Raw genomic sequence first — 15613 nt, forward strand, 5'->3', positions numbered from 1 at the left:
CGGCCCGGGTTACTTCAGATCGCGGGCAACCAGAAAGGTTTCCGAGGATTTATCCCGAGACGCCTTTGGTTTGCGCTCGACTACACGCTTGAAGTGCTGCTTGAAGGACTGCACGATCTGCGAAAAGCCGCTGCCGTGGAAGGCCTTGACGATCAGCGCCCCATTGGGCTTGAGATGAACGCGGGAAAACTCCATCGCCAGCTCGCACACATGCTGAATGCGCGCGGAGTCGGCACTACCCACGCCTGACAAGTTGGGGGCCATATCCGAGATTACAAGGTCTACGGCGCGAGATCCGACCATGTCTTCCAATTGTTTCAGAACGTCATCGTCGCGGAAGTCGCCCTGGATGAACTCCACCCCGGCCACCGGCTCCATGGGAAGCAGATCCAGCGCAATAATACGTCCGTCCACGACGCCGCCCGGCCCGGCCAGGCGCTCGCGCGCCACTTGGGACCAGCTGCCCGGGGCCGAGCCCAGGTCAATGACCAGGTCGCCCCGGCGCATCAGCTTTTCAGTGTCCAGGATCTCGATCAGCTTGAAGGCGGCACGGGCGCGATAGCCCTTCTGTTGCGCCAGCTTCACATAGGGATCGTTGATGTGCTGGTGAATCCAGTCTTTAGAGAATTTATTCTTGGCCATTACCGTACAATTCCACGCATGCCTATATTAGAACTTACCTCTCGTGAGCGCAGCGACCTTCGCTCCGCCGCTCACCCTCTGCGCCCCGTCGTCCTGATTGGCGACAATGGCCTGACCGAAGCCGTGCTCAAGGAAATCGACCTGGCACTGGCTTCTCATGGCCTCATCAAGGTACGCGCCGGCGGCGATGACCGCGAGGCCCGCGAGACCATGTTGTCGACGATCTGCGACACCCTGTCTTGCGCCCCGGTGCACCACCTGGGCAAGACCCTGATTCTGTTCCGCCCCCTGGCCGGCAACGTCAAGCCCGCCGCGCTGGCTGCTATGGAGCCCGTGGCTCCTGCCAAGCGCCGCGCTTCCGAACCCTACACGCCGAAGAAGCTGGCCGCCGAAGGCAAGAGCCTGGCCAAGCGTCCGCGCCGTAGCGAGTCCGAAGAGCCCAAGCCGGCCAAGGCCCGCTTCGTGCCGCAAGACCAGTTGAACAAGAACGGCAAGCCCATGCGCCCCAGCAACAAGCGGGCTACCGCCAGCGGCCACGGCATTCCCCGCCGCGCCGGCAGTGCGCTGAGCCTGCGGGCCGGAGCACGCAGCGGCACCAGCCGCAAGACAGCAAAAAAATAAGGCCGGGCACAAAAACGGGCGCTTTACGCGCCCGGTCCACCATAGCGATCCGCGTAGGTACCGCGGGCAGCCAGCCTAACGCAGGCTTCAAGCTATGGCGTTTTGACAGTGTACCGCCAAGGCGATCGCGTTAGATGTAACGCACGCCCAGAACTTCATATTCGCGAACGCCAGCCGGGGCCTTGACCTCGACCACGTCGCCTTCGCTTTTGCCGATCAGCGCACGCGCCACCGGGCTGGATACGGAAATCAGATTGGCCTTGATGTCGGCCTCGACGTCACCGACGATCTGGTACGTCACGCGGTCACCCGAATCCAGGTCTTCGATATCCACGGTAGCGCCAAACACGGCGCGGCCTTCGGCATCCAGCGAAGTCGGATCGATCAGGTGGGCGTTGGAAAGCGTGCCTTCAAGTTCGGCAATCCGGCCTTCGATAAAGCCTTGGCGCTCGCGAGCAGCGTCATATTCGGCGTTTTCCGACAGATCGCCCTGCGCTCGCGCTTCGGCGATGGCGTTGATAACGGCAGGACGTTCCACGGTTTTCAGCCGCTGGAGCTCTTCTTGCAAGCGCTCGGCCCCGCGCACGGTCAAAGGAATGGCAGACATGTCGTTTCCCAAACAAAAAGTAGAAAAACGCCCCGACGGAGCGTTCTCGGTGAAGGTCGTTACCCTGGCGCGCACCCGCTGTCGGTGCAAGATTTGACACGAAGCTAGCGGCGCGGACGACCAAAACAAAACCCCGGCTCGGGTCGGAACCGGGGCAATCAAAGTCATATTGTGGGCAAACTCCACCGGAATTGCAAGCCACCCCGGAAAACGTGCTTTTGCACGCATTTCGGGGCTGTAACCCGCCAAAAACGGCTATTTCGTCAAAAATCCCTCAACGCGGCGCTGGCTGGCTTGAGGATCGCGAAGGGCTGTGGCCAAAAAGATACTATTCAATAGTATTTTGTCATCGAGCCTGGCGCGGCGCCGGCCAGATACCGGCCAGATACCGGCCAGATACCGGCCAGATCACCGACCGGGGCCACGACCCGGCCGCCCCACGCCTAGACCACCGGCCCCGGCTTCCGACGGCGCAGCAGCGCATACAGGATGATGGCGCCGAACGTGGCGGTGCCGATCCCGCCCAGCATGAAGTCACCGATCTTGATGGTGAAGTCGCCCGCGCCCAGCACCAGGGTGACGGCGGCGACGATCAGGTTGCGGTTGTCGCTGAAATCCACCTGGTTGACCACCCAGATTCGCGCGCCCGCAATGGCGATCAGGCCGAACACCACCACCGACATGCCGCCCAACACCGGGCCGGGAATCGTCTGGATCAGCGCGCCGAACTTAGGCGAAAAGCCCAGCACGACGGCGATCAGCGCGGCCACGACGAAGACCAGCGTGGAATAGATGCGGGTAACCGCCATGACCCCGATGTTCTCGGCGTAGGTCGTGACGCCCGTGCCGCCCACCGCGCCCGACACCATGGTTGCCACGCCGTCGCCCACGAAGGCGCGGCCCAGATAGCGATCCAGGTCCTGGCCCGTCATCGCGCTGACGGCCTTCACGTGCCCCAGGTTTTCGGCGACCAGGATGATTGCGACCGGCACGATCAGGCCCATGGCCTCGGCCTTGAAGACCGGAGCGGCAAAATGCGGCAAGCCGATCCAGGCCGCGGCGGCCACGCCCGAAAAGTCGATGGGCTTGCCCAGCCCCATGCCGTTGGCCAGCACGGCGTACACCACGCACGCCAGGATCAGCCCGACCAGGATCAACAGGCGCTGGACCATGCCCTTGGTGTAGACGGCGATGCCGCCGACGCAAACAATGGTGACCAGCGCCATGAACGTGTCAAAACCCGACGCGCCCATGGCACCCTTGGCCGCGATGGGCGCCAGATTCAAGCCGATCACCGCAACCACCGCGCCCGTGACGACAGGCGGCATCAAGGCGTCGATCCAGTTGGCGCCACTGCCCGAGCGCGCATTGACGATCCACACGATCACCCCGATCAGCGTATAGGCCAGGCCACACGCGATGATGGCGCCCAGCGCCACGCCGATGTTGGCGTTGGCGCCACCGCCCGCATAGCCGGTGACCGCGATCACGCCGCCGATGAAAGCGAAGCTGGACCCCAGGTAGCTGGGCACCCGGCCGCCGACAAACAGGAAGAAGATCAGCGTGCCGATGCCGGACATCAAGATCGCCACGTTGGGATCAAAGCCCATCAGCAACGGCGCCAGCACCGTCGAGCCGAACATGGCCACGACGTGCTGCGCGCCCATGGCGATGTTCTTGGGCCAGGACAGCCGTTCGTCGGGCGCAATAATGACGCCGGGTTCAGCGTCGTCCGCCAGGCGCCAACGCGGGAAATAGGAATTGGACATGGATATCCCAAATAAGGTGTCGGGGTAAGCGGGCGCCAGTGTAAAGGGGGCCACGAAAAGGCGGCAATGTTTAAGTTGCGCTTGCCCAATGCCGTTCATTGGTTGAACGCCCCGCAATCCCCCCCAAGTACCAGGAGACATCATGGCTATCAATTCCCTCGGCGGCTCATCCCGGATCGGCAGTTTGGCCGACCTGTGGGTCCAGAAGATTCAAGCCAATAAGGAAGCGAAGGATCCCACGGGCGGGGAGGCGACCACGGTCACCCCCGACGGCAAGATCCGCGTCAACAACGCTGGGGCGCTGAGCGTTGGGGGCACCAAGGCCTCGGAAGACACCGGTAACGACGACGAATTCACGCGTCAGATCAAAGAGCTGCAAAAGCAGCTCAAGCGCATCATGGATCAGATCGCCAAGGTGCAGGCCAGCGGCATGTCGGACGAGATGAAGGCACAGCAGCTTCAAGCGCTGAACGGCCAGGCCATGCAGATCCAAGGCCAGATCCAGCAGGTGCTGGTCCAGCAGGCCAAGGCGGCCATGGCCAGCGCCGCGGCCGGCGCATCGGGCGGCGGCGTATCCACCACGGCTTGACCGCAGCGCGTCATCAGCGGGGGGCCACCATCACGGCCCCACGCTGATGAGCCGCATCAAAATTTCTGATTGGACGCGTTGCAGACCAGACATTACTGTCTCCAGACAAATTAAAACTACGGAGACAAACCATGTATGCAATGCGCACCGCCCTTGCAGGCGCCCTTGCAGGCGCCCTGCTGGCCGTCTGCTCGGCACCTGCCCTGGCCGGCACCGTCACGGTGATCACGTCGTTCCCGAAGGACCTGACGCAGGCCTACAAGACCGCGTTTGAAAAGGCCAACCCCGGCATCACGCTGGAAATCCTGAACAAGAACACCGTGTCGGGCATTGCCTATGTGCGCGAAACGCCCGCCGGCCAACGCCCCGAAGTGTTCTGGGCCAGCGCGCCCGACGCCTTCGAAGTGCTGGGCCGCGACAAGCTGCTGGCCAAATCGTCCGACGTGGCGAACAAAGACGTGCCGGACAAGGTGGGCAACTATCCCATCAACGATCCGTCGGGCATGTACCTGGGCCAGGCGCTGGCCGGCTACGGCATCGTCTACAACACGCGCTATATCGCCGCGCACAAGATTCCCGCGCCCGTGGAGTGGAAGGATTTGCTGTCGCCCAAGTGGTTTGGCCACGTGGGCATCACGTCGCCGTCGCGCTCGGGCACCATGCATTTGACCGTGGAAACCATCCTGCAAGGCGAAGGCTGGGATGACGGCTGGAACACCTTGCTGCGCATGTCCGGCAACAGCAGCGCGGTGACAGAACGGTCATTCGGCGTGCCCGACGGCGTGAACAACGGCCAGTTCGGCGCCGGCCCGGTCATCGACTTCTTTGGCCTGTCCAGCAAGTATTCGAAGTTCCCCGTGGAATTCGTCTATCCGTCCGAGACCGCGATCGTGCCGGCCAACATCGCCTTGATCGACGGCGCGAAAAATACCGAGGAAGGCAAGAAGTTCATCGCCTTCACGTTAAGCCAGGCCGGCCAGGAGCTACTGCTGGAACCGAAGATCTCGCGTCTTCCGGTGCTGCCGTATTCCGCGCTTGCCGGCAAGATCCCGCCCGGCTATCCAGACCCCGCGGACATTGCCAAGCGCAGCAAGGTGCAATTTAACGCCGACCTGTCCCAGACGCGCTATTACGTCGTGCAATCGCTATATGACCAAACCGTCACTTTCCGCTTGAAGGAATTGCAGGCCGCCACCAAGGCGATCTACGACGCCGAGGCCAAGCTGGGCGACAAGGCCAAGTCGGGCAAGGCGGCCGAGCTGCTGGCCCAGGCGCGCAAGCTTGCCTGGGCACCGCTGGTCGATGGCAAGAAGGCCGCCGACCCCGCCTTCCTGGCGATCTTCGCGGGCAATAAGAAAGACGCCGCGGTCAACCAGCAGATCACGCAACTGGAAGGCGAGTGGAACGGCAAGTCCAAGGCCAACTACGAAGAAGCCGTGAAGCTGGCCAAGCAGGCTGCCGCGCTGTAAGCCGCCTCTCGCTATAACCGCCCATAGCGAACCGCACCGGGCACGCGCCCGGTGCGCAGTCCCCTGGCAACGATTTCGGGAATCTCGATGAATTCTTCGGGCCACTCACGCCTGCCCGCCGGCCCCGTATTGACGGCGCTGCTGGTATTCGGCTTTCTGCTGCTTTTTCTTGTCGTGCCCGTGGGCACGGTCTTCTACAGCGCCTTCGTGAACGCCGACGGCAGTTTCACGATGGGCCACTTCGGCGCCTTCTTCAATCAGCCGCTAATGCAGGAAGCGTTCTTCAACAGCCTGTACGTGGCGGGCTGGTCGGCGCTGCTGGCCTCGCTGATCGCGGTGCCACTGGCGTACTTCACGGTGCGCTTCGATTTTCGCGGTGCGCTGATCATCCAGACGCTGGGCGTGCTGCCGCTGATCATGCCGCCGTTTGTGGGCGCCGTCGCGATGCAGCTGATCTTCGGGCGGTCGGGCAGCGTCAACCTGCTGCTGAACGACTGGTTCGGGTTCACGATCCCGTTCATGGAAGGCTTGAACGGCGTCATCTTCGTTGAAGCGCTGCACTACTTTCCGTTCATCCTGATGAACCTGGTGGTGGCGTTGCGCAACATCGACGGCGCCATGGAAGAAGCCGCATTCAACCTGGGCTCGCGCGGGTTTCGCCTGTTCCGCCGCGTGATTTTCCCGCTGGCCCTGCCCGGCTACGTGGCCGGCGCGTCGCTGGTGTTCGTCAAGGTGTTCGACGACCTGGGCACCCCGCTGGTGCTGGGCACCACCAACATGCTGGCGCCGCAAGCGTACCTGCGCATTACGCAGGTGGGGCTGGAAGATCCGCTGGGCTATGTGATCAGCGTCATCATGATCGCGTTTTCGATTCTGGCGCTGTGGCTGTCGGCGCGCGTGCTGAAGGGGCGCGATTATTCCACCTTGCAAAAGGGCGGCAACTCCATCCAGAAGCGCAAGCTGGGGCCAATGGAAAGCGTGCTGGCCTATGGGTGGATCATCCTGGTGCTGCTGCTGGTGCTGTCGCCGCACATGGGCGTGCTGCTGCTGTCGCTGGCCAGCGTCTGGAGCTTCGCCCCGCTGCCGGATGGCTACACGCTGGCGCATTACTCGGCGGTGTTCTCGGAATCGCAAGGCATGATCGCCAACACCTTGCTCTATTGCGGTCTGGCGGCCGGGGTGGACGTCATTCTTGGCACCGCCATCGCCTACCTGATGCTGCGCACGCGGTTGCCGGCGCGGCAGTGGCTGGACTTGATGGCGTCGGCCGCGCTGGCGATACCGGGCATCGTGCTGGCAATCGGTTTCCTGCGCACGTTTCGCGGCATCGAGCTGCCGGGTACCGGAACGTTGCTGACCTCGTCGTGGATCATCATCATGATCGCGTATTCGGTCAGGCGCCTGCCCTACGCGCTGCGCTCGTGCGTGGCCTCGTTGCAGCAGATCAACGTGTCGCTGGAGGAAGCCGCGCAATCGCTGGGCGCCACCCGCATGAGCACGATCCGCCGTGTCGTCGTGCCCTTGATGGCGGGCGGCATGCTGGCCGGCTTCGTGACCAGCTTCGTGACGGCGGCGGTGGAATTGTCGGCCACCATCATGCTGGTCACCAAGGACAGCCAGGCGCCCATGAGCTACGGCATCTATCTGTATATGCAAAGCGCGGCGGGCCGGGGGCCCGGCGCCGCGCTGGGCGTGCTGGCGGTGGCCGCGGTGGCCATCGGCACGTATGTATCGCACCTGCTGGTAGAGCGCGCGCAGTCGCGCCAGCGTCCGGCACGCACTGAAGGGGAATCCGCATGAAGAAGGTCAGCGTAGAGTGCCGCAACATCCGCCTGTCCTATGGCAAGACGGAAGTGCTGAAAGACGTGAACATCCACATCGAGCCGGGCGAGTTCTTTGCGCTGCTGGGCCCGTCCGGCTCGGGCAAGTCGACGCTGCTGCGCTTGATCGCGGGCTTCAATCGCCATAGCGCCGGCCAGTTGCTGGTGGACGGCAAGGACATCACCGGCACCCCGCCCTGGGATCGCAACATCGGCATGGTGTTCCAGAACTACGCGTTGTGGCCGCACATGACGGTCTGGGACAACGTGGCCTTCGGGCTGGTCGAACGCAAATTGCCGCGCGCCGAGATTCGCGCCAAGGTCGAAGCCGCGCTGGAACTGGTGGGCCTGTCGCAGTATGGCAAGCGCCGGCCCAACCAGCTGTCCGGCGGGCAGCAGCAGCGCGTGGCGCTGGCACGCACCATCGTCATTGAACCGCAGGTGCTGCTGCTGGACGAACCGCTGTCCAATCTGGACAAGAAGCTGCGCGTGCAGATGCGCCAGGACCTGTTGAGCCTGCAACGGCGCCTGGGCATCACCACCATCTTCGTCACGCACGACCAGGAAGAAGCCATGACCACGGCCGACCGCATGGCGGTGCTGGACCACGGCGTGGTGCAGCAGATCGGCGCGCCCAGCACGCTGTTCGACTATCCGACGAACCGCTTCGTGGCCAACTTCGTGGGCACGATGAATGTGCTGGAAGGCGATGTGCGTGAACGCACCAGCGGCAGCGTAGTGCTGGCCGTGCCTGGCGTGGGCGACCTGCACCTGCCTTTGACGGCCGAAGCCCCCGCCGCCAGCCGGCTGGCCGCCAGCTTCCGGCCGCACACCGTACAGATCGAAATGGCGGACGGCCTGGGCGACGCGCGCTATGTGTGGCTGCCCGGCATTGTGGAAAGCAGCGAATTCCTGGGCGAGTTCACGCGCTACCAGGTGCTGATCGGTGAACAACGCCTGACGGCGGATCAGTCGCACCTGGCCGGGCTGTCGCCGTTTCCTATCGGCGCGCCGGTATCCATCGGACTGGAACCCACGCAAGTGCGGCTGTTGGCGGCCTAAACTGGCGGCCATGGAAATCTATCAGATCCGCGCCTTCGTCACGGTTGCCCGCCTGGGCAACCTGACGAAGGCGGCCGAAGCGCTGTCCCTGACGCAGCCCGCCGTGACCGCGCAGATCAAGGCGCTGGAACAGAGCCTGGGCGTGGCGCTGTTCGACCGTAGTGGCGGGCGGCTGGCGCTGGCCAAGGCGGGCGAGGTGCTGCTGCCCACGGCGGAATCGCTGCTGGTGCTGGGCGCGCAATTCAAGTCCGAGGCGCAACAACTGCAAGGCAGCCTGCATGGCGTTGTGGAGCTTGGCGTACCCAGCGAAAAACCGGATTTCCTGCGCCTGGGCGAGCTGGCCTCGGCCGTCACGCAACGCCTGCCGCTGGTGGAACTGAAGACGCAGACACTGCCCACCGCCACCTTGGCCGAACAAGTCAGCACCGGGCGGCTGCCGGCGGCGCTGACCATCGCGGCCAATCCCCCGCGTGGCGTGTTGTGGCTGCCGCTGCGCAGCGTGCGGTATCGCATCGCACTGCCCCACGACCATGCCGCGGTGCTAAAACGGGGCGGCTGGCGCGAAGTGGCGCAGTTGCCGTGGCTGGACGGCCCGTCGGGCAGCCACACGCATCTGTTGCTGCGCGACATGTTTGAACGCCACGGCCTGTCGCCTCGCGTCGTCATGCAAAACGATGACCAGGCCAATTTGGAAGCGCTCGTGCGCGCCGGCGCGGGCTGCGCGCTGTTGCGCGAAGAGACCGCGCTGGCGGGCGCCGCCTCCCATGATTTCATCGTGTGGGGCCAGGCTCGCGCCGACGCCATGCTAGGCTTCATCCTGCCTTATGAGCGCGCTAGCGAGCCCGCGCTCGTCGCGTTAAGCTCGATCATTCATGCCATCTGGAAGCCCCGCGCGGTTATCGCGCCGGCCCAACTTTAGTGCCCAAGCTTTAGTGCCCAAGCTTTGATTCCCACGCTTTACCCTTCTCCCTGCCTTATTCCCCACTACGACCGTAATGACTGAAATCTGGTTCATCCGCCATGGCGAAACCGACTGGAACCGCCAGCGCCGCCTGCAAGGCTGGAAAGACATTCCCTTGAACGAATTCGGCGTCAACCAGGCCAGCCTGCTTGCCGCGCGCCTGCGCGAAGACGCGCGCCACACACCCATCCACGCCATCTACAGCAGCGACCTGCAACGGGCCCACGCCACGGCGGTGCCGGTATCCGAACAACTGGGCTTGCGCGTGCGGATAGAGCCCGGCATCCGCGAGCGCGGCTTCGGCGTGCTGGAAGGGCTGGACCACGAACACATCGACGTGCAGGCGCCCGAAGCCGCCGCCGCTTGGAAAAGCCGCGACCCCTTGCGACCCCTGGATGGCGGAGAAACTCTGGGCCAGTTCCAGTCGCGCGTCATTTCCACCGTGGACGACATCGCTAGCCGCCACGACGGCGAGCGCATCCTGATGTTTACGCACGGTGGCGTGCTGGACATCATCTGGCGTCATGCCTCGGGTGTGCCGCTCAATGGCGCGCGCGACGCCGCGTTGCTGAACGTCAGCATCAACCGCGTCGGCGTACAGGGGCGTAAATGGGAAGTGCTGGACTGGGGCGACGTGGGTCACGTGACCGATGAGGTCGGCGACGACGTGGTGCCGTAACACGGCACCGCGTTCACGGGCGGCAGGTTCATCTTGCCGCCCGTTCGCGCATCACCCCGCTTTGCGCGGCTTGCGTGGCGCGTCACGCGCCAACTTGTCGTACACCGCGTTGGGCAACAGGCGCATCAGCTTGGCCACCACGCCCATCTGCCACGGAATCACCGTGTAAGACGTGCCACGCGTAATGGCCGCCTGCGCGCGTTGCGCAAAGGCGTCCGCCTCCATCAGGAAAGGCATCGAATACGGGTTCTTCGCCGTCATGGCGGTCTTGATGTAGCCCGGCGCAATGGTCACCACGCGGATGCCATCGCCCGCCAGCTCCAGCCGCAGGCTTTCGCAGTAGGTCACCACCGCGGATTTAGAGGCGCTGTAGGCGCCAGCCCCCGGCAGTCCACGCACGCCCGCCACGCTGGCAATGCCCACCAAACGGCCCGATCCGGCGGCGCGCATGGCGCCGACAAAGGGCTCGAAGGTGGCCACGGTGGCCAGCAAGTTGGTGTCGACAATGGCTTTGAAGACGTCATAGTCCTCACCGTGCTCGGTCAACGTGCCGGCACTGATGCCCGCGCTGGCGATGACGACATCCACCCTGCCCTGGCAGAACGCAATGAAATCGGCCGCCGCTGCATGCAGCGCGGCACGATCGCGCACGTCAACCGCATAGCAACGATGGTTGCCCGGCAAGCTGTCGGCCAATTCACGCAGCGCGTCTTCGCGCCGGCCCAAGAGACCCAGCGTGGCGCCCGATGCGGCGTACTGCTGCGCCAGGGCGCGTCCCAGGCCACTGCTGGCGCCGGTGATGAAGACTCTGTTCATGGAATCGTCTTAAGCGAATAGGAATGCAGGGATGGAAAAAGGGCGGCCCTGATCAAGGGCCGCCCCGGCATCCTACCTCAAGCCCGCGGGCTTGGCGCTGTCGCGTCAGCCTTGGCCGCTAAGCGATGCGTGCAAGTCCTGCAACGGATACACCTGCAAGCCCAGGCCCTGGCGCAGATACTGCATGCCTTCAACCGCGGCGCGGGCGCCGGCGATGGTGGTGAAGAAGGTGACGCGAGCGGCCAGCGATTGCGTACGGATCGTGCGCGAATCGACGATGGCGTTGCGGCGTTCTTCAACCGTGTTGATGACCAGCGCAATTTCGCCGTTCTTGACCATGTCCACGATGTGCGGACGGCCTTCGGTGACCTTGTTGACCACTTGCACCGGAATGCCCGCGGTTTCAATTTCGGCCGCCGTGCCGCGCGTGGCGACCAGCTTGAAGCCCAGGGCATGCAGGCCACGCGCCACTTCCACGGCGCGGGGCTTGTCCTGATTCTTCACGCTGATGAACACCGTGCCGGATTCCGGCAGGCGCACGCCGGCAGCCAGCTGCGACTTCACGAAGGCTTCGCCAAAGCTCATGCCCACGCCCATCACTTCGCCGGTCGACTTCATTTCCGGACCCAGGATGGTGTCCACGCCCGGGAACTTCACGAACGGGAACACGGCTTCCTTGACCGAGAAGTAAGGCGGCACGACTTCCTTGGTGATGCCTTGCTTGGCCAGCGTCTGGCCGGCCATGGCGCGCGCGGCGATCTTGGCCAGCTGCAGGCCGGTGGCCTTGGACACGTAGGGCACGGTGCGCGATGCACGCGGGTTCACTTCCAGCACGTAGACGTCGCCGCCCTGGATGGCGAACTGCACGTTCATCAGGCCGCTGACGTTCAAGGCCTTGGCCATCATCGTGGTCTGGCGCTTGATCTCGGCGATGACTTCCGCCGACAGCGAGTAAGGCGGCAGGCTGCAAGCCGAGTCGCCCGAGTGCACGCCGGCCTGCTCGATGTGTTCCATGACGCCGCCGATGAACACGGTTTCGCCGTCGGCCAGGCAGTCCACGTCGACTTCGGTGGCGTTGTTCAGGAAGCGGTCCAGCAGCACGGGCGAGTCATTGCTGACCTTAACGGCCTCGCGCATGTAGCGCTCGAGGTCTTGCTGTTCGTGCACGATTTCCATGGCGCGACCACCCAGCACATAGCTGGGACGCACGACCAGCGGGTAGCCGATCTCGGTGGCGTGAGCCAGGGCCTCGCCTTCCGTGCGCGCGGTGCGGTTGGGCGGCTGACGCAGGCCCAGCTTGTTCAGCAGCTTCTGGAAGCGTTCGCGATCTTCGGCAACGTCGATGGATTCCGGGCTGGTGCCGATGATCGGCACGCCGTTGGCTTCCAGGGCGCGCGCCAGCTTCAACGGCGTCTGGCCGCCGTACTGGACGATCATGCCGACCGGGTTTTCCTTGTGGACGATTTCCAGCACGTCTTCCAAGGTCAGCGGTTCGAAGTACAGGCGATCGGACGTGTCGTAGTCGGTGGACACGGTTTCCGGGTTGCAGTTGACCATGATGGTCTCGTACCCGTCTTCGCGCAGCGCCAGCGCGGCGTGCACGCAGCAGTAGTCGAATTCGATGCCTTGGCCGATACGGTTCGGGCCACCGCCCAACACGATGATCTTCTTGCGATCGGTGGGCGCGGATTCGCACTCTTCTTCGTACGTGGAATACATGTACGCGGTGCGGGTGGCGAATTCGGCGGCGCAGGTGTCCACGCGCTTGTAGACCGGGCGCACGTTCAACTGGTGACGCAGCTTGCGCACTTCGGATTCAGCGGAATCCAGCAGGAAGGCCAGGCGGCGGTCGGAGAAACCACGGCGCTTCAGTTCCCACAGGGTGGCGTAGTCCAGGTCGGCCAGCGTCTTTTGTTCCAGCGCCAGTTCGATGTCGACGATTTCCTTGATCTGCGACAGGAACCACGGGTCGATGTGCGTGATGTTGTGCACTTCGTCCAGCGTGAAGCCTTGCGCAAAGGCATCGCCCACGTACCAGATGCGTTCCGGACCGGGCTCGCCCAGTTCGACTTGCAGCTTTTCGCGGTCGGTGGTTTTCTGGTTCAGGCCGTCCACGCCCACTTCCAGACCACGCAGCGCCTTCTGGAACGATTCCTGGAAGGTGCGGCCGATGGCCATGACTTCACCCACGGACTTCATCTGGGTGGTCAGGCGCGCGTCGGCGGTGGGGAATTTTTCGAAGGCAAAACGCGGCACCTTGGTGACGACGTAGTCGATCGACGGTTCGAACGAGGCGGGCGTGGCGCCGCCGGTGATTTCGTTCTTGAGCTCGTCCAGCGTGTAGCCCACGGCCAGGCGCGCGGCAACCTTGGCGATGGGAAAGCCGGTGGCCTTGGATGCCAGCGCCGACGAACGCGACACGCGCGGGTTCATCTCGATGACGATCATGCGGCCGTTCTTCGGGTTGACGGCAAACTGCACGTTCGAGCCGCCCGTGTCCACGCCGATCTCGCGCAATACCGCGATCGATGCATTACGCATGATCTGGTATTCCTTGTCGGTCAGCGTCTGGGCCGGCGCCACGGTGATCGAGTCACCGGTGTGCACGCCCATCGGATCCAGGTTTTCGATCGAGCAGACGATGATGCAGTTGTCCGCCTTGTCGCGGACCACTTCCATCTCGAATTCCTTCCAGCCCAGCAAGGATTCTTCGATCAGCAGCTCGTTGGTCGGCGACGCTTCCAGGCCGCGACGGCAGATCGTTTCGAATTCTTCGGCGTTGTAGGCGATACCACCGCCCGAACCGCCCATGGTGAAGCTGGGGCGGATCACGGCGGGGAAGCCGGACGTGCCCACTTCCGCGGCGATGCGGCGTTGCACTTCCCAGGCTTCGTCCATGCTGTGGGCCACGCCCGACTTGGCCGATTCCAGGCCGATGTCGGTCATGGCCTGCTTGAATTTCTGGCGGTCTTCGGCCTTTTCGATGGCGTGTTCGTTCGCGCCGATCAGTTCCACGTTGTACTTCTTGAGCACGCCGTGGTGGGCCAGGTCCAGTGCGCAGTTCAGCGCGGTCTGGCCGCCCATGGTTGGCAGCAAGGCATCGGGCTTTTCACGCTCGATGATCTTTTCAACGGCTTGCCAGGTGATGGGCTCGATGTAGGTGACGTCGGCCGTTTCCGGGTCCGTCATGATCGTGGCGGGGTTGCTGTTCACCAGGATGGTGCGATAACCCTCCGCCTTGAGCGCCTTGCACGCCTGTGCGCCGGAATAGTCGAATTCGCAGGCCTGCCCGATGATGATGGGGCCGGCGCCGATGATGAGTATGCTTTTTAGGTCTGTACGCTTGGGCATGATGCAATCTTTACTTTTGGCCGGACATCAGGGCGATGAACTTGTCGAACAGTTCAAGGATGTCGTGCGGACCCGGGCTGGCTTCGGGGTGACCCTGGAAGCAGAAGGCCGGGCGGTCGGTGAGCTCGAAGCCCTGCAACGTGCCGTCGAACAGCGACACGTGCGTGACGCGCGCATTGGCCGGCAGGCTGGCCGCATCGACCGCGAAGCCGTGGTTCTGGCTGGTGATGAACACGCGCTTGGACTGGAGGTCTTGCACGGGGTGGTTCGCGCCGTGGTGGCCCGTCTTCATCTTGAGCGTCTTGCCGCCCACGGCCAGGCCCATGATCTGATGGCCCAGGCAGATGCCGAAGACCGGCAGCTTCTTGTCCAGGAACACGCGCGTGGCGTCGATGGCGTAGTCGCAGGGCTCGGGGTCGCCGGGGCCGTTGGACAGGAACACGCCGTCAGGATTGAGCTTCAGGACGTCTTCGGCGCTGGTTTGCGCCGGCACCACGGTCAGGCGGCAGCCACGATCCGCCAGCAGGCGCAGGATGTTGGTCTTGATGCCGTAGTCGTAGGCAACGACGTGGAACTTGGACTGGTCGGGCTTTGCGAAACCTTCGCCCAGTTGCCACGTGCCTTCGGTCCATTCCGTCGTGGATTTTTGCGACACGTCCTTGGCCAGATCCTGGCCAGCCATGCCGGCAAAGCCCTTGGCCATTTCAACGGCGCGTTCGGCGTCGGTGCCCACGAAGATGCAGCCGCCTTGGGCGCCTTTTTCTCGCAGGATGCGGGTGAGCTTGCGGGTGTCGATGCCGGAAATGGCGACGATGCCCTGCGCGGCCAGATAGTCGGGCAGGGATTGCGTGGAACGGAAGTTCGACACGCGGGCGGGACAGTCGCGGACCACGAGTCCGGCGGCATAGACGCGATTGGCTTCCACGTCTTCGGCGTTGACGCCGGTGTTGCCAATGTGCGGATAGGTCAGCGTAACGATCTGACCGCTATAGCTGGGATCGGTGAGAATTTCCTGGTACCCGGTCATCGCGGTGTTGAACACCACTTCGGCAACGGTAGCCCCAGGCGCACCGATCGACACGCCTCGAAAAATGGTACCGTCCGCCAGAGCCAGAATTGCAGGAGGGAAGCGGTTGATCCCCTCGGGAAAAAGTTGCGGCAGCACAGTAAACCCCGGTTTTAGAATCGATAATCAAACCTTCGGATTATACCTTGACCGGGCCGATT

General features: G+C 63.6%; 13 protein-coding genes. 7 read left to right on the forward strand and 6 right to left on the reverse strand.

The genetic code is table 11. The features are described 5' to 3' along the window. Positions 1-9: 9 nt before the first annotated feature. Positions 10-642 (reverse strand): RlmE family RNA methyltransferase, encoded by a 633-nt coding sequence (locus KYT87_RS22240; RefSeq protein WP_219990856.1) that lies wholly within the window; start codon positions 640-642, stop codon positions 10-12. Positions 643-660: 18 nt separating this feature from the next. Between KYT87_RS22240 and KYT87_RS22245 the strand changes: the two genes are divergently transcribed. Beyond that, a complete protein-coding gene (locus tag KYT87_RS22245; RefSeq protein WP_104144536.1) occupies positions 661-1263 on the forward strand; it encodes a YhbY family RNA-binding protein in 603 nt (200 codons plus the stop codon). Positions 1264-1393: 130 nt separating this feature from the next. Here KYT87_RS22245 and greA read toward each other — a convergent pair whose 3' ends face one another. Next, positions 1394-1870 (reverse strand): transcription elongation factor GreA, encoded by a 477-nt coding sequence (gene greA / locus KYT87_RS22250; protein ID WP_006221068.1) that lies wholly within the window; start codon positions 1868-1870, stop codon positions 1394-1396. 443 nt (positions 1871-2313) lie between these two features. Beyond that, positions 2314-3639, reverse strand: coding sequence for a solute carrier family 23 protein (locus KYT87_RS22255; protein WP_046806893.1), 1326 nt, complete (start codon positions 3637-3639; stop codon positions 2314-2316). Positions 3640-3781: 142 nt separating this feature from the next. Between KYT87_RS22255 and KYT87_RS22260 the strand changes: the two genes are divergently transcribed. The 6 genes from KYT87_RS22260 to KYT87_RS22285 all read left to right on the forward strand — a co-directional run bounded on the left by KYT87_RS22260 (position 3782) and on the right by KYT87_RS22285 (position 10219). Further along, a complete protein-coding gene (locus tag KYT87_RS22260; RefSeq protein ID WP_219990857.1) occupies positions 3782-4228 on the forward strand; it encodes a FlxA-like family protein in 447 nt (148 codons plus the stop codon). A gap of 131 nt (positions 4229-4359) precedes the next feature. Next, positions 4360-5697, forward strand: a complete 1338-nt coding sequence (locus KYT87_RS22265; RefSeq protein WP_219990858.1) for an extracellular solute-binding protein — start codon at positions 4360-4362, stop codon at positions 5695-5697. 87 nt (positions 5698-5784) lie between these two features. Next, positions 5785-7497 (forward strand): iron ABC transporter permease, encoded by a 1713-nt coding sequence (locus KYT87_RS22270; protein WP_104144539.1) that lies wholly within the window; start codon positions 5785-5787, stop codon positions 7495-7497. Next, the gene (locus KYT87_RS22275) at positions 7494-8579 is read left to right on the forward strand and encodes an ABC transporter ATP-binding protein (protein WP_120156687.1); all 1086 of its coding nucleotides are present in this window, start codon (positions 7494-7496) and stop codon (positions 8577-8579) included. The genes KYT87_RS22270 and KYT87_RS22275 overlap by 4 nt, the downstream gene beginning before the upstream one ends. Positions 8580-8589: 10 nt before the next feature. Beyond that, the gene (locus KYT87_RS22280) at positions 8590-9498 is read left to right on the forward strand and encodes a LysR family transcriptional regulator (protein ID WP_219990859.1); all 909 of its coding nucleotides are present in this window, start codon (positions 8590-8592) and stop codon (positions 9496-9498) included. 76 nt (positions 9499-9574) lie between these two features. Further along, positions 9575-10219: a histidine phosphatase family protein gene (locus tag KYT87_RS22285; RefSeq protein ID WP_219990860.1), complete on the forward strand. Its 645-nt coding sequence runs from the start codon at positions 9575-9577 to the stop codon at positions 10217-10219. A 51-nt stretch (positions 10220-10270) separates the two neighbouring features. On the opposite strand, the gene KYT87_RS22290 is transcribed toward KYT87_RS22285, so the two are convergent. The 3 genes from KYT87_RS22290 to carA form a co-directional block, all read right to left on the reverse strand. Then, positions 10271-11035, reverse strand: coding sequence for an SDR family oxidoreductase (locus tag KYT87_RS22290; RefSeq protein ID WP_046806900.1), 765 nt, complete (start codon positions 11033-11035; stop codon positions 10271-10273). 105 nt (positions 11036-11140) lie between these two features. Further along, positions 11141-14386: a carbamoyl-phosphate synthase large subunit gene (gene carB / locus KYT87_RS22295; protein WP_046806901.1), complete on the reverse strand. Its 3246-nt coding sequence runs from the start codon at positions 14384-14386 to the stop codon at positions 11141-11143. A gap of 10 nt (positions 14387-14396) precedes the next feature. Then, the gene (carA, locus tag KYT87_RS22300) at positions 14397-15551 is read right to left on the reverse strand and encodes a glutamine-hydrolyzing carbamoyl-phosphate synthase small subunit (protein ID WP_046806902.1); all 1155 of its coding nucleotides are present in this window, start codon (positions 15549-15551) and stop codon (positions 14397-14399) included. Between the last annotated feature and the right edge of the window lie 62 nt (positions 15552-15613).

It is taken from the genome of Achromobacter sp. ES-001, assembly GCF_019448355.1.
GTDB classification, from domain to species: domain Bacteria; phylum Pseudomonadota; class Gammaproteobacteria; order Burkholderiales; family Burkholderiaceae_B; genus Achromobacter; species Achromobacter spanius_B.